This window comes from Cryptosporangium sp. NPDC048952, assembly GCF_043197895.1.
Taxonomy (GTDB): Bacteria; Actinomycetota; Actinomycetes; order Mycobacteriales; family Cryptosporangiaceae; genus Cryptosporangium.
Genome location: NZ_JBICTY010000002.1, coordinates 1 through 17,508 on the forward strand (window position 1 = coordinate 1; position 17,508 = coordinate 17,508).

At 71.2% G+C, this 17,508-nt stretch carries 18 protein-coding genes; 7 read left to right on the forward strand and 11 right to left on the reverse strand.

All coding sequences use genetic code 11. The annotated features are described in order from the left end of the window. Positions 1-303 (forward strand): hypothetical protein (locus ACGFY5_RS08075; protein ID WP_392718709.1); only part of this gene is annotated, 303 nt, incomplete at its 5' end. On the opposite strand, the gene ACGFY5_RS08080 is transcribed toward ACGFY5_RS08075, so the two are convergent. Further along, positions 300-1,166, reverse strand: coding sequence for an AraC family transcriptional regulator N-terminal domain-containing protein (locus ACGFY5_RS08080; RefSeq protein WP_392718711.1), 867 nt, complete (start codon positions 1,164-1,166; stop codon positions 300-302). The two genes, ACGFY5_RS08075 and ACGFY5_RS08080, sit on opposite strands and share 4 nt — an antisense overlap. Positions 1,167-1,279: 113 nt before the next feature. On the opposite strand from ACGFY5_RS08080, the gene ACGFY5_RS08085 reads away from it, so the two are divergent. Beyond that, entirely contained in the window at positions 1,280-2,362 is a 1,083-nt protein-coding gene (locus tag ACGFY5_RS08085; RefSeq protein WP_392718713.1) for an aldo/keto reductase, read from the forward strand. A 33-nt stretch (positions 2,363-2,395) separates the two neighbouring features. Here the strand turns inward: ACGFY5_RS08085 and ACGFY5_RS08090 are convergent, their stop codons facing one another. From ACGFY5_RS08090 to ACGFY5_RS08105, 4 genes are read right to left on the reverse strand one after another with little or no spacing between them, the layout of a single operon-like run. Further along, positions 2,396-3,232: an amino acid ABC transporter ATP-binding protein gene (locus ACGFY5_RS08090; protein ID WP_392718715.1), complete on the reverse strand. Its 837-nt coding sequence runs from the start codon at positions 3,230-3,232 to the stop codon at positions 2,396-2,398. Further along, positions 3,229-4,101: an amino acid ABC transporter permease gene (locus tag ACGFY5_RS08095; RefSeq protein WP_392718717.1), complete on the reverse strand. Its 873-nt coding sequence runs from the start codon at positions 4,099-4,101 to the stop codon at positions 3,229-3,231. Before ACGFY5_RS08095 ends, ACGFY5_RS08090 begins: the two co-directional genes overlap by 4 nt. Beyond that, a complete protein-coding gene (locus ACGFY5_RS08100; RefSeq protein WP_392718719.1) occupies positions 4,098-5,027 on the reverse strand; it encodes an ABC transporter substrate-binding protein in 930 nt (309 codons plus the stop codon). The genes ACGFY5_RS08095 and ACGFY5_RS08100 overlap by 4 nt, the downstream gene beginning before the upstream one ends. Positions 5,028-5,047: 20 nt before the next feature. Beyond that, a complete protein-coding gene (locus tag ACGFY5_RS08105; protein WP_392718721.1) occupies positions 5,048-6,178 on the reverse strand; it encodes an NAD(P)/FAD-dependent oxidoreductase in 1,131 nt (376 codons plus the stop codon). A gap of 117 nt (positions 6,179-6,295) precedes the next feature. Between ACGFY5_RS08105 and ACGFY5_RS08110 the strand changes: the two genes are divergently transcribed. Then, positions 6,296-7,168 (forward strand): MurR/RpiR family transcriptional regulator, encoded by an 873-nt coding sequence (locus ACGFY5_RS08110; protein WP_392718723.1) that lies wholly within the window; start codon positions 6,296-6,298, stop codon positions 7,166-7,168. A gap of 86 nt (positions 7,169-7,254) precedes the next feature. Beyond that, positions 7,255-8,733 carry a hypothetical protein gene (locus tag ACGFY5_RS08115; protein ID WP_392718725.1) on the forward strand — a complete coding sequence of 493 codons (1,479 nt, stop codon included), beginning with the start codon at positions 7,255-7,257 and terminating at the stop codon, positions 8,731-8,733. Here the strand turns inward: ACGFY5_RS08115 and catC are convergent. The 5 genes from catC to ACGFY5_RS08140 all read right to left on the reverse strand — a co-directional run bounded on the left by catC (position 8,723) and on the right by ACGFY5_RS08140 (position 12,571). Beyond that, entirely contained in the window at positions 8,723-9,004 is a 282-nt protein-coding gene (gene catC, locus ACGFY5_RS08120; RefSeq protein WP_392718727.1) for a muconolactone Delta-isomerase, read from the reverse strand. The genes ACGFY5_RS08115 and catC overlap by 11 nt on opposite strands. Then, positions 9,004-9,852 (reverse strand): catechol 1,2-dioxygenase, encoded by an 849-nt coding sequence (gene catA, locus ACGFY5_RS08125; protein WP_392718729.1) that lies wholly within the window; start codon positions 9,850-9,852, stop codon positions 9,004-9,006. Before catA ends, catC begins: the two co-directional genes overlap by 1 nt. A 14-nt stretch (positions 9,853-9,866) precedes the next feature. Further along, positions 9,867-10,967: a mandelate racemase/muconate lactonizing enzyme family protein gene (locus ACGFY5_RS08130; protein WP_392718731.1), complete on the reverse strand. Its 1,101-nt coding sequence runs from the start codon at positions 10,965-10,967 to the stop codon at positions 9,867-9,869. Beyond that, entirely contained in the window at positions 10,964-11,905 is a 942-nt protein-coding gene (locus ACGFY5_RS08135) for a LysR substrate-binding domain-containing protein (RefSeq protein WP_392718732.1), read from the reverse strand. The genes ACGFY5_RS08130 and ACGFY5_RS08135 overlap by 4 nt, the downstream gene beginning before the upstream one ends. A gap of 84 nt (positions 11,906-11,989) precedes the next feature. Beyond that, positions 11,990-12,571, reverse strand: a complete 582-nt coding sequence (locus ACGFY5_RS08140; RefSeq protein ID WP_392718734.1) for a TetR/AcrR family transcriptional regulator — start codon at positions 12,569-12,571, stop codon at positions 11,990-11,992. Positions 12,572-12,654: 83 nt separating this feature from the next. On the opposite strand from ACGFY5_RS08140, the gene ACGFY5_RS08145 reads away from it, so the two are divergent. Then, positions 12,655-13,635, forward strand: coding sequence for an oxygenase MpaB family protein (locus ACGFY5_RS08145; protein ID WP_392718736.1), 981 nt, complete (start codon positions 12,655-12,657; stop codon positions 13,633-13,635). Between the two features lie 18 nt (positions 13,636-13,653). On the opposite strand, the gene ACGFY5_RS08150 is transcribed toward ACGFY5_RS08145, so the two are convergent. Continuing rightward, the gene (locus ACGFY5_RS08150) at positions 13,654-14,529 is read right to left on the reverse strand and encodes a TIGR03619 family F420-dependent LLM class oxidoreductase (RefSeq protein WP_392718738.1); all 876 of its coding nucleotides are present in this window, start codon (positions 14,527-14,529) and stop codon (positions 13,654-13,656) included. Positions 14,530-14,592: 63 nt separating this feature from the next. On the opposite strand from ACGFY5_RS08150, the gene ACGFY5_RS08155 reads away from it, so the two are divergent. Then, the gene (locus ACGFY5_RS08155; RefSeq protein ID WP_392718740.1) at positions 14,593-14,718 is read left to right on the forward strand and encodes a hypothetical protein; all 126 of its coding nucleotides are present in this window, start codon (positions 14,593-14,595) and stop codon (positions 14,716-14,718) included. A 3-nt stretch (positions 14,719-14,721) separates the two neighbouring features. Continuing rightward, positions 14,722-17,496 (forward strand): hypothetical protein, encoded by a 2,775-nt coding sequence (locus ACGFY5_RS08160; RefSeq protein ID WP_392718742.1) that lies wholly within the window; start codon positions 14,722-14,724, stop codon positions 17,494-17,496. The last annotated feature ends 12 nt before the right edge of the window (positions 17,497-17,508 follow it).

The following is a 17,508-nucleotide window of genomic DNA, read 5'->3' on the forward strand; positions in this document are numbered from 1 at the left end:
GTGGTGTCCTCCCCCTATCACCCCCCGGGGTTTTTGCGGGTGTCGGCCCCGGGCCACTCCCCCCCCCCCGCGCGCGGCCCGGGGGGGGGCCCGCCCCCCCACGGGGCGCCCGGCCGGGTCGGCACGTGGGCCGACCCGGACCACCTGGTGCTGCCCGCGTCGACGCTGGTGTCGCTCGCGGGTCCGGTGGCGGACGAGACCGGGTGGCGTGCCGGGTTCGACCAGATGATCGAGTACGCCACGAAGAAGGGCTGGGTCGACGCCGCGGGCGGCATCCGGGTGCACGTGGAGCAGCGCCGCTAGCGCGCCTCGGCCGTGCGGAGGCGGGTGGCGTCCTGACCGGGTGGGGCGCCGAACTGCCGCCGGTACTCGCGGCTGAACTGCGACGGGCTGTCGTAGCCGACGAGGTGGCCGACGCGGGCGACGTCACCGGCGTCGGCGACCAGCAACGCGCGGGCCTCCTGGAGGCGGATGCGCTTCTGGAACTGCAGCGGGCTCATCGCGGTGAGGGCGCGGAAGCGCCGGTGGAACGCCGACGGGCTCATCCCGGCGCGCTGCGCGAGGTCGTCGATCCGGAGCGGTTCGGCGTAGTTGCTCCGGATCCACCGGATCGCCCGGTTGACGTGCGACAGGTCGCTGTCGGGGGTGCCGATCCGCCGCAGCAGCGGGCCGTGCGGCCCGGTGAGCAACCGCCACAGAATTTCCGTGACGACGAGCGGCGCCAGCACGGGCGCGTCGTCCGGGTGATCGAGGAGCCGGACGAGCCGGGTGACGGCGTCGAGCAGGGCGGCGTCGGCCGTGCCGGTGGCCAGGGTGGGGAGGTTGTCCGGGGCGCGGCCGCCCGGTGCCCGCAGCAGCAGCGGCGCGATGTCCTCCGGGCGGAGCGCCAGGCCGAGCCCGAGTGCGGGGTTCGTTCTCGTCGCGTCGACGAAGTGCCCCGTGACCGGGAGGTCCGTCGTCACGACGAGATAATCGCCCGCGCGGTATTCGAATTGCTGCTCACCGAGGAGTAGTCGCTTGGCGCCCTGAGCCATGACGACGAACAGCGGCTCGGTGAGTTCGTGGTCCGGTTCGGACGTCTGAATCTTGGAGAGCGCCAGCCCGCTGATCGACGTCCGGAAGTCGGAGCGGGCATGCCTGTCGATCAGCTCCGCGAGTGGGGTCACTGTTCGATCCAGCCAGATCGAGCAGGATCGTGCAAGAGGTAGCCAGGATCGATCTACCCGGTTTCTGCCCCGTGCGGTGAGCTGGTCCCACCAACCTTTGGAGGCCAGGCACCATGCCACTCGACCACTACGTCACCCTCGGCCGCTCCGGCCTGCGCGTCAGCCCGCTCGCCCTCGGCGCGATGACGTTCGGCGACGACCCGGGCGCCGCCGGATCGGGGGTCGAAGAGTCGGAGAAGATCCTCGCCACCTATCTCGACCTGGGCGGGAACTTCGTCGACACCGCGAACTTCTACGCCAACGGGCACTCCGAGAAGATCCTGGGCGACTACTTCGCGGCGCGCCCGGGGAGTCGTTCGCGGGTGGTCCTCGCGTCGAAGTTCTTCACGAACATGCACCCCGGGAACCCGAACGGCGGCGGCGCCGGCCGGTCGTCGATCCGGGCCCAGTTGCACGAGACGCTGCGCCGTCTGAGCACCGACTACCTCGACCTGTACTGGCTGCACAACTGGGATCGGAACACGCCGATCGAGGAGACGATGAGCGCGTTGGACGACCTCGTGCGCGCGGGCACGATCCGGTACGTGGGCTTCTCGAACGTGCCCGCGTGGGTGACCGCGCAGGCGCAGACCCTGGCGGTGCTGCGGGGTTGGACACCGCTGGTGGCACTGCAGGTGGAGTACTCGCTGCTGGCCCGGGGCGTCGAGGGCGAGATCGCGCCGTTGGCCGCGGACCAGGGCCTGGCGCTCGTGCCGTGGAGCCCGCTGCGCAACGGGTTCCTGTCGGGCAAGTACCGGCGTGGCGTCGCGGTGAGCGACTCCGCGCGGGCGGCGTACGTCGGTGGCCCGACCGATGAGGAGTTCCGCGTGATCGACGCGGTGGGCGCGGTCGCCGGGTCGCTCGGGGTTTCGTCCGCGGCGGTCGCGCTGGCGTGGTTGCGTGCCCGTCCCGGGACGGTCGTGCCGATCCTGGGCGCCCGCCGCCTGGAGCACCTGCAGACGAACCTGGCGGCGCTCGACGTCACGCTGACGCCGGAGCAGATCCAGGCACTGGACGAGGTCTCGGCGCCATCGCTCGACTACCCGGCCCCGATGCACGGCGCCCTGCGCGCGATGCTGCAGTTCGCCGGCACGACCGTCGACGGCGAGCCCTCGACCGTCTACCCACCGCTCCTGGCCAGCGACGTCCGCTACTGAGCCACAGCCGTTCGGGGCCCGCGGGCTCGAGCGCTACTCCACCATCCGGTGACCCGCTGCTGGAGGAGGTATATCGGGTCGCGGAGACGATCGTTCCCGCCCGGCGGTACTCACCCGGGCCAGGAACGACCGGGTCCGCTCGTGGGTCGGCCGGGAAAGCACGTCGTCCGGCCGGCCCCGCTCGACGATCCGGCCCTCGGCCATGAAGACGATCTCATCGGCGACGGCCCGCGCGAACTCCATCTCGTGCGTCACGACGAGCATCGTCATGCCGGACCGGGCGAGGTCGGCCATCACCGCGAGCACGTCGCCGACCAGTTCGGGATCGAGCGCGGACGTCGGCTCGTCGAACAGCATGAGTTTCGGGTCCATCGCCAGCGCCCGCGCGATCGCGACCCGCTGCTGCTGACCGCCGGACAACTGGCGGGGATAGGCGTCGGCCTTGTGTGCCAGCCCGACCTGATCCAACAGCTCCGCGGCCCGGGCGCGGGCCGGCGCCGTTTTCTGCTTCCGGACGCGTATCGGCGCTTCGACGATGTTCTCGACGACGGTCAGATGCGGGAACAGGTTGAACTGCTGGAAGACCATGCCGATCTCGGCGCGGCGGCGAGCGGCTTCCCGCGCCGGGATCTCGCGCAGCACGGTGCCTCGCCGCTCGTAGCCGACGTGCTGACCGTCGACGGTCAGGTACCCGCCGCTGATCGTCTCCAAGTGGTTGATGCACCGGAGCATCGTGCTCTTGCCCGAGCCCGAGGGCCCGATGAGGCACAGCACCTGGCCGGTGTCGACGGACAGGTCGACGCCCTTCAGTACCTCGTGGGAATGGAACGACTTGCGGACTCCGACGGCGTTCACCAGCGGGCCGGTCATCGGGCCTCCTTCGTGCCGCGTCCGAATCGGCGTTCGAGCAGGGATTGGCCGGCGGTGAGCAGCGCCGTCAGCGCGAGGTAGTAGAGCGTCGCGACGATGAGAAGCGGGATCGTCTGATAGGTCCGGGCGTAGATCGTCTGCGCGGTGTTGAGCAGTTCGGGAACAGCGATGATGCTGACCAGCGACGTCGTTTTCATCATGCTGATCACCTCGTTGCCCATGGGCGGAACGATCGATCGCATGGCTTGCGGCAGCACGATCCGCCGCAGGGTCAGCAGATGGGACATGCCCAGGGCGGTCGCCGCCTCCCGCTGACCGGCGTCGACGGAGAGGATGCCGGCTCGCACGATCTCGGCCGTGTACGCGGCCTGGTGCAGGGAGAGTCCGAGCAGCGCGGCGGTCCACACACTGATCAGCTGCTCGGCGGGCACCTCGACCAGGGCGGGACCGCCGAACGGTACGGCGAGCGCGACCGACGGGTACAGCGCCGCGAGGTTGTACCAGAACAGCAGCTGCACGAGCAGCGGCGTGGCCCGGAATACCCAGACGTAGGCACCGACGACCCCGGAGACCACCGGGTTGGGTGACAGCCGGAGCACGGCGAGAACCGTGCCCAGCGCCGACCCGGCAATCATCGCGACGACGGTGAGCTGCACCGTGTTCAGCAGACCGACGAGGATCGCGCGCGCGAACAGGTAGTCGGCGACGACGTCCCACTCGAAGCGAGGATTGCTGGTCATCGACCAGAGCACTTCGGCGGTGAGCAGGAGGACCACGGCACCGCCCGCCCACCGGCCCGGATGACGTTGGGCCCGTACGGTCAGCGGGGCCTCGTCCACACTCGTCACCGGTGCGGTCGCGGCGCTCATGCTGCGGCCGCGCTGTTGACGCGGGCGGTCCGCACGGCGTTGTCGGCCAGCCCCCACTGATCGAGGATCGTGCGGTAGGTGCCGTCGTCGATCAGGTGCTGAACGGCGAGCTGCACGAGCCGCGTCAGCGGTGTGGCCTTGGGGAGCGCGGCACCGACCATCGCCCGCTTGTACCGGCCGGCGATCCGGAAGGCCTTGTTCTGGTCGGCCGTCCACGCGACGACGGAGATGCTGGCGTAGAACACGTCCACCCGGTTCCCTCTGATCGCCAGGACGGCGGCGTTGGTGTCGGGGAAGGCCTGGAGCTCGTAGGGACGTCGGCCGGCCTCGGCGCAGAGTGCCCGGGAGTCCTCAAGGGTGGACTGCTGGGTGCTGCCGGTCTGGACGGCGACCCGTTTGCCGCAGAGATCCCGCAGGTCGGTGACGGCGAAGCCGCTGCTCTTCGACGCCAGAAAGCCTTGCCCACCGTAGTAGTAGTCAACGAAGTCGACCACGCGCTGGCGTTCGGCGGTGACGCCCATCGACGACATCACCATGTCGAAGCGCCCCGCCTGCAGGCCGGGCACGAGCGTGTCGAATCCGGCGGTCGTCACGTCGGCGCGTAGCCCCAGCGTGGCCGCGACTGCCTTCGCCATGTCGACGTCGAGGCCGACGAGAGTCGCGTTGTCGTCCGCGACGAACGTCATCGGCGGCAACGACGAGCTGGTCGCCACGCGTAGCACGCCCTTCGTTCGGAGCGGGGACGGAACCTGCTTGGCTAATGCCGGAACTTCGCGGACGTCCGGGGCCGAGGATCGAGAGGCCTGGGGTTGGGTCGGGCCGTCGGCGGCTGGATCGACCGCGCAGGCGGCGGCGGCCGCGACGACGAGCGCGAGGACGCCGGTGAGCAGAGCGCGGCGGACGGAGGGGGGTCGGAGGTGATCCATGGCAACGGCCTGCTCTCTGGTCATCGGAGTCGGATCCGGAAGGGTGCGAGCACGTCCGGTCGGCGACCGCTGGTCAGCCAGTCCGCGGCGTGCCGGGCGACCGCCGGCGCGATGGCGAACCCGTGCCCGTGCCAGCCGGTGGCCACGAAGATCCGCCGGTCGGCGTCGAGGAAGTCGAGGTAGGGGAGCCCGTCGGGCGTGTAGGTCTCGGGGGAACCGGCGTCGGCCGTCATCAGGGCGCCACCGGCCAGCGCCGGGAAGACCGACGCGGCGACGTCGAGGCTTTCCCCGATCGAGGCGTCGACCGGACGACCGGTGTTCGTGCGTGGATCCCACCGGCCGCGCATGCCGCCGGAAATCATCGTGATGCCGTCGCTCAGAGGTTTGACCGACAGGGTCTTGGCCAGATGTCCGACCAGGTGGCGGGGCTGGTAGTCGTCCTTGGCCTGGACCATCAGCACCTGCGGCGCCATCGTCCACAGCGGGAGAACCGGCATCGCTGAACGTTCGAGCAGCGCGTTCGTCCCATGGTTGGTCGCGAGGACGACCGCGCGGCGGGCTCGCAGCGTCGTGCCGTCGCGCAGCCGGACGGCGGGCCGCGAGCCGGGGTTGATGTCCAGGACCGGGCTCGACTCCCGGATCGAAGCGCCGAGCTTCCCAGCGGCGGCCGCGTAGGCCAGCGCAGTGCTTCGCTGGTCGGCTATCCCCTCGTCGGGATTGAACAGCGCACCGGCCGCGGAAGGCGCGACGCCGGGTTCCAACGCCGCCAGGTCGTCGCGGGCGAGCAGCCGTGACGCGAGGCCGAAGGTGGCCTGCAGCCGCTGGTGCGCCTCCGCGCGCGCCCAGCCGATCTCGCCCTGCTCCGGGGCGGAATCGACCAGCATGAGGCCCCCGAGCCGCTCGAATCCGGTTTCCGCGCCGAGCAACTCGGACAGGGACGGCCACTGCGCCAAGGCTTCGTGGACCAGCGGAAGTTCCCGCGAATTGCGACCGTTCGCCCGTACGCCGCGCTTGCCGGGTCCGCCGGACGCGCGCGTGGCCAGGCGGTCGGCCTCGACGAGCGTGACGGACGATCCCGTCGACACGATTTCGTACGCGAGGGCGGTGCCGTACACACCGCCGCCCACAATGAGAAAGTCTGCGTCGTCCACAGGCGAGCACCCTTCCGGTGGCCGGAGTCCTGAAGCATTTACTTCAGGAATTGGCCGAGACTGTAGTAGTCTCTACGGCAGTCCGACAAGGGTCGCCGGGAGGAAAGTGAGTACGAGTTGGAAGCCAGCACCCCACTGCACGAGCGGGTCGCCGCCGTCACCCCTTCGCTGACGCCGAGCGAAGCGCAGGTCGCCGCGTTCATGGCGGCCAACCCGGCCCTGGTCGCCGTCTCGTCGACGGCAGAGCTCGGCGAGCTCACGTCCACCAGCGACGCCACGGTGGTGCGGACGACGAAAAAGCTCGGCTATCAGAGCTACCGGGAGTTGCGCCGGTCGGCGCTGGCCGTCTCCGGGCGGCACCGGGATCCGTCGAAGGTGCTCGACGACCAGCTCGGCCAGCTCAGCGGTTCGGGGTCAGGGGCGACGAAGGTGCTCCGGGACACCGCGGAGCTGCTCACTCAGTTCGAAGCGGAGCTGGACGCGGACGGCTGGAACCGCGCCGTCACCGCGATGGTGCGTGCCGAACGTGTGCTCACCTACGGCATCGGGCCGAGCGGCTGCCCGGCCGACTATCTCAGCATCTACCTCAACCGTCACGGCCTGCGCAGCGTCAGCATGCACGCCACCGGATTCGCACTGGCCGACAACCTGCTGGACGTCACCGGGTCCGACGTCGTCGTCGTCTTCGCCACGCTGCGCCGCTTCCGCGAAGTCGACGCGGTGATCGACCACGCGGGGAAGGCAGGAGCGACGACGATCCTGATCAGCGAGACGCTGGGGTCGGCACTGCGCGACCGGGTGGACATCGTTCTGGCCACCCCGCAGACCACGACCGGCACCAGCGACGGCGTCATCATGGCGATGGTCGTCGCCCGGGCGCTCGAGCTGTCGGTGGCCGCGCACGACCCGGCGAGTGCGGTGCGGTCGATGGAGCGGCTCAACGCGCTGCGCGCGGACATCGTCGGCGACGAACTCGACGCGGACGGCTGACGGCGGAACAGCGGACCTCGGACTAACGGCGCCGTGCGGGCATCAGGAAGACTGTGCACCGAGCAGCAGCCGAACGAGGAGGTTCGATGGCCGCCGAGCGCCACGGGGTGCGATTTCCCACCGTCGACGGCCGTCGGAGTTCGTCGAGGACGGGCGCCGACATCGTGGCCGACTCGCTCGTGCGGGTGGACGGGCGGCTCGCCGGGCAGGCCCGGCAGGCGACCGACTGGCGTAAGAGCTACGCCGAATTCTTCGCCGCCTCGACGCGGGAGAGCGCGTTGGCGAAGGACTCGGTGGCGATCGCCGAGTACGGGCTGCAGTCGGCGTGGGACCGGCTGGTGTTCCGAGCGGCCGACGGCGCGGAGACACCGATCGCGACGTGGGCGCGGGACGTGCCGGCGGACGATCGCCTCGGCACGTCGCAGGTCGAGGGCACGGCCGAGCGGCTCGAGCGGCTGGAGGTGCCCTACCGCGGCGAGACGCTGCACGGCGTCGCGCTCGAGCGCCAGCTGCGGGAGTGGGTGCGGCGCGGCATCGTGGAGCAGGGCTTCGCCGACGCCGTGCAGACGGTGGTGGAGGAGCCGGCGCGGCTCGCGCTGCCGGGGTACGAGGTGATCCTGCTCGGCGCCGGTGCCGAGATGGGGCCGATCGAGTCGCTGCTGCGCTGGGGTGTGCGGGTGGTGGCCGTGGACGTGCCGGGCGCCGCGATCTGGGAACGCCTCCGGGGTCTTCCCTCGGCGGGCACGCTCACGTTCCCGGTGATCGACGACGTGCCGGGCGTCGACATCGGGGCAGACCTGCCCGCGCTGGCGAGCTGGCTCGCCGGGCGGTGGAATGGCGACGCGGTGCCGGTGCTCGGCAGCCACGCCTATGCCGACGGGGCCGCGCACGTGGAGGTGAACCTGGCCGCAGACGTGCTCGCTCATACGCTGACCACCTCTCGTCCGGATGCGGTGCTGTCCTATCTACACACCCCGACCGACAGTTTTCTGGTGCCGTCGGACGCGGTCGCCGAGGCGCGGGAGCGGGGGCGTTCCCGGCGCTGGAACGGGCCTGCGCACCGGGTCGCGGCGCTGGCGAGCGGGCGGCGGTTGTTCCGGCCCGCGTACCCGGAGACGTACGCCGACGACACCGGGCGGGCGTGGGGGCTCTCGGACACGCTGGTGCCGATCCAGGGGCCGAACTACGCGCTGGCCAAGCGGCTGCAGCGGTGGCGTGCGGTGCTGCAGTTCCACGCCGGGCGGCCGATCTCGAGCACGGTGGCTCCGGCATCGTGGACCAGGTCGGTGACGAAGAACCGCGTGCTCAACTCGGTGTACGCGGGGGCGGGTGCGTTCGGTGTCGAGATCTTCCGGCCGGAGACCGCGCGGGCCCTCGCGGCGGCGAAGCTGGTGGCGGACGTGCACCGGCCGGTCGCGGCGTCCGACGCCCACCCCGAGAGCGTCTTCGTCGACGCCGCCCACGGCGGTCTCTGGCGCCAGCCCTTCGACCCACGCACCGCGCTGAGCGTCGCCGCCCTGCTCGGCGGCCCGAAGTCCCTGGTCGGCCGTGGGGTCAGCCGTTGACGTCGGACGGGTGTGTCGCGAGCGGCGTCACGTGGACGTCCAGGTACGGGAACAACGGCAACCCCGACAACAGGGCGTGCAGCTCGTCGTTCGATTCGACGTCGAAAATGGAGTAGTTGCTGTACTCGCCGACGATGCGCCAGAGGTGCGGCCACTTGCCCGCCCGCTGGAGCCCCTGCGAGTACTCCTTTTCCCGGGCCACGATCCCGGCCCTGTCGCCCGGGTCGAGATCGTGGGGGAGACGGACGTCCATCCGCACGTGGAACAGCATCAGGCGGGGTCCAGCACGAAACCGTAGTCGACGTGCACACTGCCGTCCGGCTGCGTCACCGGCGCCAGGATCAGCTCGGGCTTCACCGCGTCGGCGATGTCGTCGTCGTTGTGGGCGTCGCCGGGGAAGTACAGCTGCGCGGTGAGCTGCTCGTGCCCCTCCGCGGCCACCTTGACGTGCAGGTGCGCCGGACGCCACGAGTGCCACCCCGCGGCGTCGATGAGCGCTCCGCAGGCCCCGTCGGTCGGGATCTGGTACGGCGCGGGCTGGATCGTCCGGATCCGGAACCTGCCGTCCGAGCCGGTCGTGAACGTGCCGCGCAGGTTCCACTCGGGGATGCCCGGCGCGAACTGGCTGTAGTAGCCGTCGTCGTCGGCGTGCCAGAGCTCGATCGTGCCGGCCAGCGGCGTCCCGTCGGTCGACGTGATCGCGCCTTCCCAGGTCAGCGGCGTGCCGTGCTCGCCGTCGCGCATCGGGATCACGCCGTCCGCGCCCTGCTCCGGAGCGCCGGGCACGTAGTACGGGCCCTCGATCGTGCCCTTGTTCCCGCGACGGTGCGACGTGTTGACGTCCTCGACCACGTGCTCGGTCCACACGTCCAGGAACAGCGGCCACTCGCCGTCTTCGCCGACCTGGATCATCCATGCCTTGAAAGCGTTGTACTCGTCGTAGGTGACGTGGTGGCGGCGGATCGTGTCGTGGACAGCGCCGAGGATCTCCCGGGCCAGCAGGTTCACCCGCTCGGGCGGGGTGTCGCGGACGGCGGCGTACGGGGATTTGTCGCTGTGGAAGCGCTCGGTCGCAGCGGCTCCCGAGGCGGCGGCGGTGGCGACCTCGTCGATGCTCATGAGGGGGTGTCCTTTCAGTCCTGGCGGTATCTGGCGAGCTTGTCGGGGTCGACGTCGACCCCGAGTCCTGCGCCGGAACGGACGAGCAGCTCGCCGTCCCGGATCTGCAGCGGTTCGGTGAGCAGGTCGTCGCTCATGTCGAGGAAGTTGGAGAGCTCGCCGGCGCGCCGCGACGTGCGGGCGTACGCGGCGCCGAACGCGACGGTGCACGCGGTGCCGAGCTGACCGTCGATCTGGTTGCCCATCACGAGTTCCAGCCCGAGTCCCTCGGCGAGGTGGTGCGTGCGCTGGGAGCCGGTGAAACCGGTGCGCGCGGTCTTGATGCTGATCGCGGTGGCGGCGCCGCCGAGGACCTCGCGGGTGACGTCGGCCTGCGTCACCACCGACTCGTCGGCGATGAACGGTACGTCGAGCTTGTCGACCAGCCACCGACGTCCGAGGACGTCGTCCGCCGGGCACAGCTCCTCGGCGAAGGTCAGGCCGAGGTCGGTCATCTCCCGCATCGCCGTCAGTGATTCCGACGCCGTCCAGCCCCGGTTTCCGTCCACGTACAGTTCGACGTCGTTCGCGAACCGGTCGCGGAGCGCGCGGACCACGGCGGTGTCGAGGGTGACCGGTCGGCGGCCGACCTTCACTTTGAACGTGCGGATCCCGAACGTGTCCACGATGCGTTCGGCCTCGGCCACCATCGCGGCCGGTTCGGCGAAGCCGAGCATGTGGCTGACGCGCATGCGGTCGGTGAAGCCGCCGAGGAGTTCGGAGACGCCGACGCCGGTCGTGCGGCCGAACGCGTCCCAGAGGGCCATGTCGATCGCGGCCTTGGCAGTGGGGTTGCCCACGGTGCGGTCGAGTCGTTCGCGGACGAGTTCGCGCTCGGTGAGGCGCAGGCCGACGATCTGTGGCGCGAAGATCGTGTCGATCACCGCGACGATGCTCGCCTGGGTTTCGCCGTACGTGAACGGGCGCGGGGGTGCTTCGGCGGTGCCGACGACGCCGTCCTCGGTGCTGATCCGGACGAGCACGTGCTCGGCGGTGGTGACCTCGCCGGACGCGAATCTCAGCGGCTTCGTGTACGGGATGGCGAACGGGATCGCCTCGACCCCGGTGATCTTCACGATTGCTCCTCGCGGGTGCGCACCGCGGTCGCGGCGGCCGCCGGTGTGGCGGCTTCGTCGGCCGACAGGCCGGACTCGATCGCGGCCACCACGGCCGCTACGGCGGGGTTGTCGTCGTCGGAGCGCCAGGCGAGGGCGAGGTCGATCGAGCCCGCGTCGGCCAGGTCGCGGAAGACGACGCCGTCCAGGGGGACTGCGCGGACGCCGGCGGGGACCATGGCCAGGCCCAGGCCGGCTGCGACGAGGGCCAGGAGCACGGCGGTGCCCTGGGCGGTGTGGGTGCGCTGGGGCACGAACCCCGCTGCGCGGCAGGCGCGGATCACGGCGTCGTTCACGACCGAGCCGCTCGCCGCGTACAGGACGAAGTCCTCGCCGGCGAGTCGCGCGAGCTCGACGATCGGCTCGGTGGTCAGGGGGTGGGTGGCGGGGAGGGCGAGGGTCAGGGGTTCGGTGGTCAGGGTGCGGGTCTCGATGCCCTCGCCGGTCGTGGGCGGGCGGAGCACGGCCAGGTCGAGGGCGCCGTCGCGGAGGCGGTCGCACTGGGCGGGGGTGAGCAGGTCGGCGTGGATCTCCAGCGCGATGCCCGGGAGCCGTTCCTTCACGGTCCGCGCGATCCGCGGCAGGTGCGAGTAGGCGGCGGTGCCGGTCAGGCCCAGGCGGACGAGCCCGACCTGGCCCTCCGAGATGCGCCGGACCCCGTGCGTCGCGGCTTCGAGGGCGTCGAGCGTGCGACGCGTCTCGTGCAGGAAGAACTCCCCGGCTGGGGTGAGCGTCACCTGCCGGGTGGTGCGCGTGAACAGCGCGGCACCGAGCTCGGCCTCGAGCTGGCGGATCGCCTGCGAGAGTGCGGGCTGGGCGAGGTGAAGCTGCTCCGCGGCGCGCCCGAAGTGGCACGTCTCCGCGACCGCCGCGAAGTAGCGCAGGTGCCGCAGCTCCATCGCTGTCTCCTCGCCGTCGAGTGGGATGCCTCGACGGTAGGTTCGGCGATCGATAACCACAAAGACGAAAAACAGGCCGATTAATCAGCCCGACTTATCAATCACCGTGGCCCGTCGGAGGGCGGAGGCCAGCGCCACTGCGGTGTCGACGACCGCGTCGAGGTCGTCGCCCAGGCGGCCGTCGGACCACTGGCGGGCGAGCTCCGACATCGCGCCCGTGAACATCGTGGCTGCGACCAGCGACGACAGGTCCGGGCGCCCCATCGCGACGAGCACTTCGAGCAGTTCGGTCTCGGTCACCCGGCGACGGCTCGCCAGCACCTCGCTGCTGAACAACAACCGGCCTCGACGGGGGTCGTCACGCAGGAACTCCAGTACGGCACGCACACCGGCCCGCGTCTGCGCCTCCGCGCCGGGTCCCGCGGCCGCGACCGCGCCGTGTAGAGCGTCGCCCAAAGCGGTTGCCTGGCGGTCGTAGATCGCTGACAACAGTTCGCCGACATCGGCGAAGCTCTCGTAGAAGTAGCGGGAGTGCAGGTCGGCCTCGCGGCACACCGCGCGGACCGTGAGCGCGCCGTCGCCGAAGAGCTGGTAACCGGCGCGGACGAGCATCTCGCGTCGCTCGGCGCGGCGGTCGCCCGCGGAGACGCCCGCCCATCGGGTCATGCCCTCACCGTACAAGTCTGGACACGACCGTGGCCAGACGCTTAGTCTGGATACAGCCGTAGCCAGAACTGGAGGCTCCTCCGATGCCGAACCTGCTCGCAACGCGCTTCCAGCAATCGTTCGACGCCGACACCCGCACCCGCTTCTTCCGAGGCATGGACTTCCGGGGGCCGGAGGGGGATCCCGGATGGTTCGGACCGGAGAGCGCGGTCTGGTACGTCCACTCGCACACGCCCGCCGTGATCCTCGGGCTGGTCGCGGCGGCGTACATCGAGGGCCTCGATCCGAGCATCAGCTGGATGGGGTACGACCATTCGCGGCTGGTCGAGCGGAAAGACGGGGTGCCCACCGGCGCTATCGACGAAGAGGGCGGCAAGGTGCGGCTCGGTCACTCGGTAGCGTTCTTCATCGGGACGGCGTACGGGTCGACGACGACCGCGGAGAACCTGGCCCGCACCGTGCGGGCGATGCACCACACCGTGAAGGGGGTCCGGCCGGACGGGTTGGCCTACGACGCCGACTCGCCCGAGTGGCTGCGGTGGAACTACGCGACGGTGGTGTGGGGGCTGGCCACCGCGCACGAGCGGTACCACCGGGCTCCGCTCGACGACATCGACCGGTACTACGGCGAGTTCGTGCGGGTGGGGGAGGCGCTGGGTGGCACCGACCTGCCGACGACCAAGCAGGAGACGCTCGACTGTCTCGAGTCGTACCTGCCCAAGCTCGCGGTGACGCCGATCAAGGCGTTCGGTACGGGCCCGAACCTGCGCGGGAACGGGCGGAAGCCGTGGGAGCCGGGGAGTGAGTTCATGGACTGGGCCGCTCGGGACATGCTGCCGGAGTGGGCGCAGAAACTGGCGCTCTACCAACGGCCGGGCGCGGTGAAGCTGCGGTTACGACGGGCCGCGCTGCGTGCGGTGGTGAACGGCGTGGACGCGCCGCTGCGTGAGTTCCGCGAGGCGCAGGCGCGGGTGGCGGCTGGTGTCACCGCATCGGTGGCATCGACTCGGCCTTCGGTCCCGGACCCGGCGCGCACGCGCGACGAGGTCGAGGCCGCGCTCTAGACCCGGCCGCCACGGGGCTCAGTACGTCTCGATCACCTCGCCGGCGAAGCGGCGGGCGGACTCGATCAGGGCCTGCTTGTCCTGGAAGTCGACGCCGTACTGCCACCACGGTGCGGCCTGGCACTCGGTGACACCGGCCTCCTCGAGGCGCTGGTAGTCGTCCCGGCTCACGTTGCCGACGGGGCCGGCGATGATTTCGAACGGCTCGTCGGTGCGGCCGTACTCGGCGCGTAGTTCGTGCAGGCGCGTGCAGGCCTCGATGATCTTGTCGGGCGACGTGTTAACGGAAATCCAGCCGTCGGCTACGCGTGCGGTGCGCCTCAACGCCGGTTCACTGTGGCCGCCGACCAAAATGCGAACCGGCCGGTCCGGGGCCGGGGAGATCATCAGCCGGTCGAAGTCATAGTGCTTGCCGTGGTACTCCACCCACTCCGGACCGTTGCCCGCGCACACCGCCTTGAGGATGTCGATCGCCTCGTCCACCCGCGCGCCGCGCGTCCGCATGTCGGTGTGGGTGTACCGGAACTCCTCGGGGATCCACGACAGCCCCACGCCGAACGCGAACCGGTTGTTCGACAGCACCGCGATCGACGCCACCTGTTTGGCCGTGAGAAGAGGATCGCGCAGCGGCAGCTTGCAGACGTTCGTATGAAATTCCAGCCGCGACGTCACCGCCGCCATCGCCGGTATGGCGACGAACGGGTCGACGAATTCCGTCTCCGGCGGCCAGAAGCGGCTTCCGTCCTTTGTGTACGGATACTTCGCCGAGACCTTCTCCGGAAAGAACACCGAATCGGGCATCGCGACGGAGTTGTAGCCGCTCTCTTCCGCGGTGCGGGCGACGTCGACGAGGTGCTGGGCGGGCAGCAGCGCCGCTGCGAGGGTCCACTTCATGTGCTGATATTAGAACAGGTTCTAGGTTCGCGGAGCCATGCCGTGTTACGGCACAATGCCCGCGTGCCTGCGCAGCGTTCGTTCCAGGTCGACCTCCGCGGAATCATCGACGAACGTCCGCAACTGGTGCTCGACCACCGCAGCGCGCTGGTGCGGCGGATCTGCGCGCTGACCGATGGGAGACGCTGACCGATGAACGCCAGCCCGCACGACCTCGAGCACCTGCTCGCCGAGGCGTGGCGGATGCCGTACGGACGCGCCCAGGTGACGGCCGTCGAGGAGGTGATCCGGCACGCCGACGCCCAGCAGCTCAGCGATCTGCAGTACGCCGCGCGCATCCTCGCGATCAGCGCGTACACCGACGCGGGCGAGCGGGCGAAGTCGTTCGTGCCGTTCGCGTGGTGCCTGGCCGTCCACGACCGCGGCGACGCCGACCCCAGCTACGACCACTCGCTGATGGGGGCGTTCAAGCACGTCGTCAGCGGGCTGACCACGTTTCCGGAAGTGCCGCTCGACCGTACGTACGCGGTGCTCGACGACATGGAGCGCCGCTATCGGCTGGCGGGGCACTCGATGAACCCGGTCCACATGCTCCGCACCGAGGTCGCGGACCACGTGGGTGACCGGGAGACCGCCGCCGAGCAGTACCGGCTGTGGGGCGCCGCCCCGCGCGGCGAGCTCTCGGACTGCATCGGGTGCGAGCCCACCCAGAAGGCCTGGCACCTGCTCAAAGCCGAACAGTACGACGACGCTCTGGCGGTCGCCGCGCCGGTGCTGACCGGTTCGCTCTCCTGCGTCGAACAGCCGGCGGCGATCCTGACCGCGCTGCTCGAGCCGTACGTGCGCACGGGGCGGTACGCGGAGGCGGCGGACGCGCACCGGCGGGCGTACCGGCAGCTGCAGACCTCGCGCAGCGACCTCGGCGCGATCGGTCGGCACATCGGGTTCTGCGCGCGCACCGGCAACGTGCCCCGTGCGGTGGAGCTGGTGCAGCGTCACGCCGGGTGGCTCGACGAGCCCTCGACACCGATGGCGGACCTGATGTTCAGCGCCTGTTCGGCCCACGCGCTGCGCCTGGCAGGCGACGCCCCGGTGCGTACCGGCGGCGCCGAGCGGCGGGCCGCGGAGTTCGGGGAAGAGCTCGCGGCCCGCGCCACGGCGCTGGCCGAACGGTTCGACGCCCGCAACGGCACCTCGGCCGTGGGCGACTGGACGACGGAGCAGCTGAACGCGGAGCCGCTGGCCGACGCGGTTCCCCTCTCCGGTCCGGCGCGCCGGAAGGCGAGCCCCACCCCCGTGCAGGAGCCGGCACCCACCCCCACCCCCACCCTCCCCACCGACCCCCAGGCCCTCATCGACTGGACCGCCCTCCAGGAGTGCCTCCACAACGACCAAGCCGTCGAGACCGCCTGGGCCCGCTTCGACGAACTCTGCCCCGAACCGACCGGTGTTCTGCGCGGCCAGCGCCTGCTCTACGAGGGTGCCCGCCACGCGCGTAACCACCGCCTGAGCGGCGCCCTGCGGTACTGGGCCGAGGCCACCGAGACCCTCGCCGGACTGGACGACGTCCGCGCGGCCGCCGCCCGGCAGCGCCACGGCCTGCTGCTGTGCGTCATCGGCGACAGCGACCGGGGTCTGCCGATGGCCGAGGCCGAGGCGGCGATCGTGGACACCCACGGTGACGCCCTGCAGCGGTGCGCGGCCGCGTCCCGGCTCGCCAGGGCACTGCGCGTCGCGGATCGCCGCGCGGACGCGGAGAAGACCGCGCGCCGGGCGCTGGCGATCGCCGACACCGCGGCGGACCTCGGATCCGCGCCTGAGGCCGACGCCATGCGCGCGGACGCCACCCTGTCGCTGGCGCACCTGGTCGGAGAAGGCGGCCCCGACCGGTGGGCCGAGGCGCGCGAGCTCGCCGACCGGGCGGCCGCGCTGTACGAGGAGCTGGCCCCCGCCGAGGGCCTGCACAAGGCGCAGCTGATCGGTGGACGGCTCCGCGCGAACCTGAGCGAGCTGGACGCGGCCTACGCGCTGCTCGGCGAGGCGGCGCGCAGCGCCGAGCCGGCCGCCCGCGCGGAGGCGCTCGGGCTGCGCGGACAGGTGGCGCTGCACCTCGGTCGGCCGATGGACGCGGCCGCCGCGTTCGGCGACGCCGTCACCGCGTTCGAGGACGACGACGAGCCGCGAGGCGCCGCGTACGCGCAGGTCGAGCTCGGCCGGGTGTACCTGGTCGCCGACCGGCCCGACGAGGCGGTGGACGCCCTCGAGGACGCGATCGGCGCGTTCACCGAGGACGACGCCGTCACGTTGCTCGAGGCGAAGTCGCTGCTCGCCGAGTGTTACGCGGACCTGGGCCTCGACGAACAGGCGCTGGTGCTGTTCGACGAGGTCGCCGAGGAGTGCGGTCCGCTCGGTGACCACGAGAACCTCGGTCGGATGCGGGGTCAGGCCGCCGACGTGCTCGACCGGCTCGACCGGGACGAGGCCGCCGCCGCGCACTACGAACTCGCCGCGGACGCGTTCGCGGCGGCCGAGGACGACGGTCGGCACCTGCACAATCGTCGCCGAGCCGCGCTGGCGTGGCACTGGGCCGGCCAACCCGAGCGGAGCGTCGCCGCGCTGGAGGCCGCCACCAAGCTCAGCGAGACGCTCCCCGACGACGAGCCCGGGATCCCGTACGAGATCGGCATGATGCACTACGACGGTGCGCGCATCCTGTCCGCCCAGGACCGGATCGCCGACGCGGCGGGGCACGCGGCCACCGCGGTGGAGTACTTCGACCTGATCGGCGCCGCGTCACAGCTCTCGGCGGCACGTACGCTCCACGGTCGCCTGCTCGCCGACCTCGGCGCGACCGACCTCGCCCGGCACGTGCTCACCGAGGCCCGGGACGCTCTCGACGAGGGCGAGCGCCGGGACGAGATCGACGCCCTGATCGCGCAGTTGGCCGACCGGGAGCCGGGAAAGTAGTGCCTGCTGTAC

Bases quoted from the DNA above. Each gene is read 5' to 3' on its own strand.
- ACGFY5_RS08085 (WP_392718713.1), top strand. From the start codon at position 1,280: ATGCCACTCGACCACTACGTCACCCTCGGCCGCTCCGGCCTGCGCGTC.
- ACGFY5_RS08090 (WP_392718715.1), bottom strand. From the start codon at position 3,232: ATGACCGGCCCGCTGGTGAACGCCGTCGGAGTCCGCAAGTCGTTCCAT.
- ACGFY5_RS08095 (WP_392718717.1), bottom strand. From the start codon at position 4,101: ATGAGCGCCGCGACCGCACCGGTGACGAGTGTGGACGAGGCCCCGCTG.
- ACGFY5_RS08100 (WP_392718719.1), bottom strand. From the start codon at position 5,027: ATGGATCACCTCCGACCCCCCTCCGTCCGCCGCGCTCTGCTCACCGGC.
- ACGFY5_RS08115 (WP_392718725.1), top strand. From the start codon at position 7,255: ATGGCCGCCGAGCGCCACGGGGTGCGATTTCCCACCGTCGACGGCCGT.
- catC (WP_392718727.1), bottom strand. From the start codon at position 9,004: ATGCTGTTCCACGTGCGGATGGACGTCCGTCTCCCCCACGATCTCGAC.
- catA (WP_392718729.1), bottom strand. From the start codon at position 9,852: ATGAGCATCGACGAGGTCGCCACCGCCGCCGCCTCGGGAGCCGCTGCG.
- ACGFY5_RS08135 (WP_392718732.1), bottom strand. From the start codon at position 11,905: ATGGAGCTGCGGCACCTGCGCTACTTCGCGGCGGTCGCGGAGACGTGC.
- ACGFY5_RS08140 (WP_392718734.1), bottom strand. From the start codon at position 12,571: ATGACCCGATGGGCGGGCGTCTCCGCGGGCGACCGCCGCGCCGAGCGA.
- ACGFY5_RS08145 (WP_392718736.1), top strand. From the start codon at position 12,655: ATGCCGAACCTGCTCGCAACGCGCTTCCAGCAATCGTTCGACGCCGAC.
- ACGFY5_RS08150 (WP_392718738.1), bottom strand. From the start codon at position 14,529: ATGAAGTGGACCCTCGCAGCGGCGCTGCTGCCCGCCCAGCACCTCGTC.
- ACGFY5_RS08160 (WP_392718742.1), top strand. From the start codon at position 14,722: ATGAACGCCAGCCCGCACGACCTCGAGCACCTGCTCGCCGAGGCGTGG.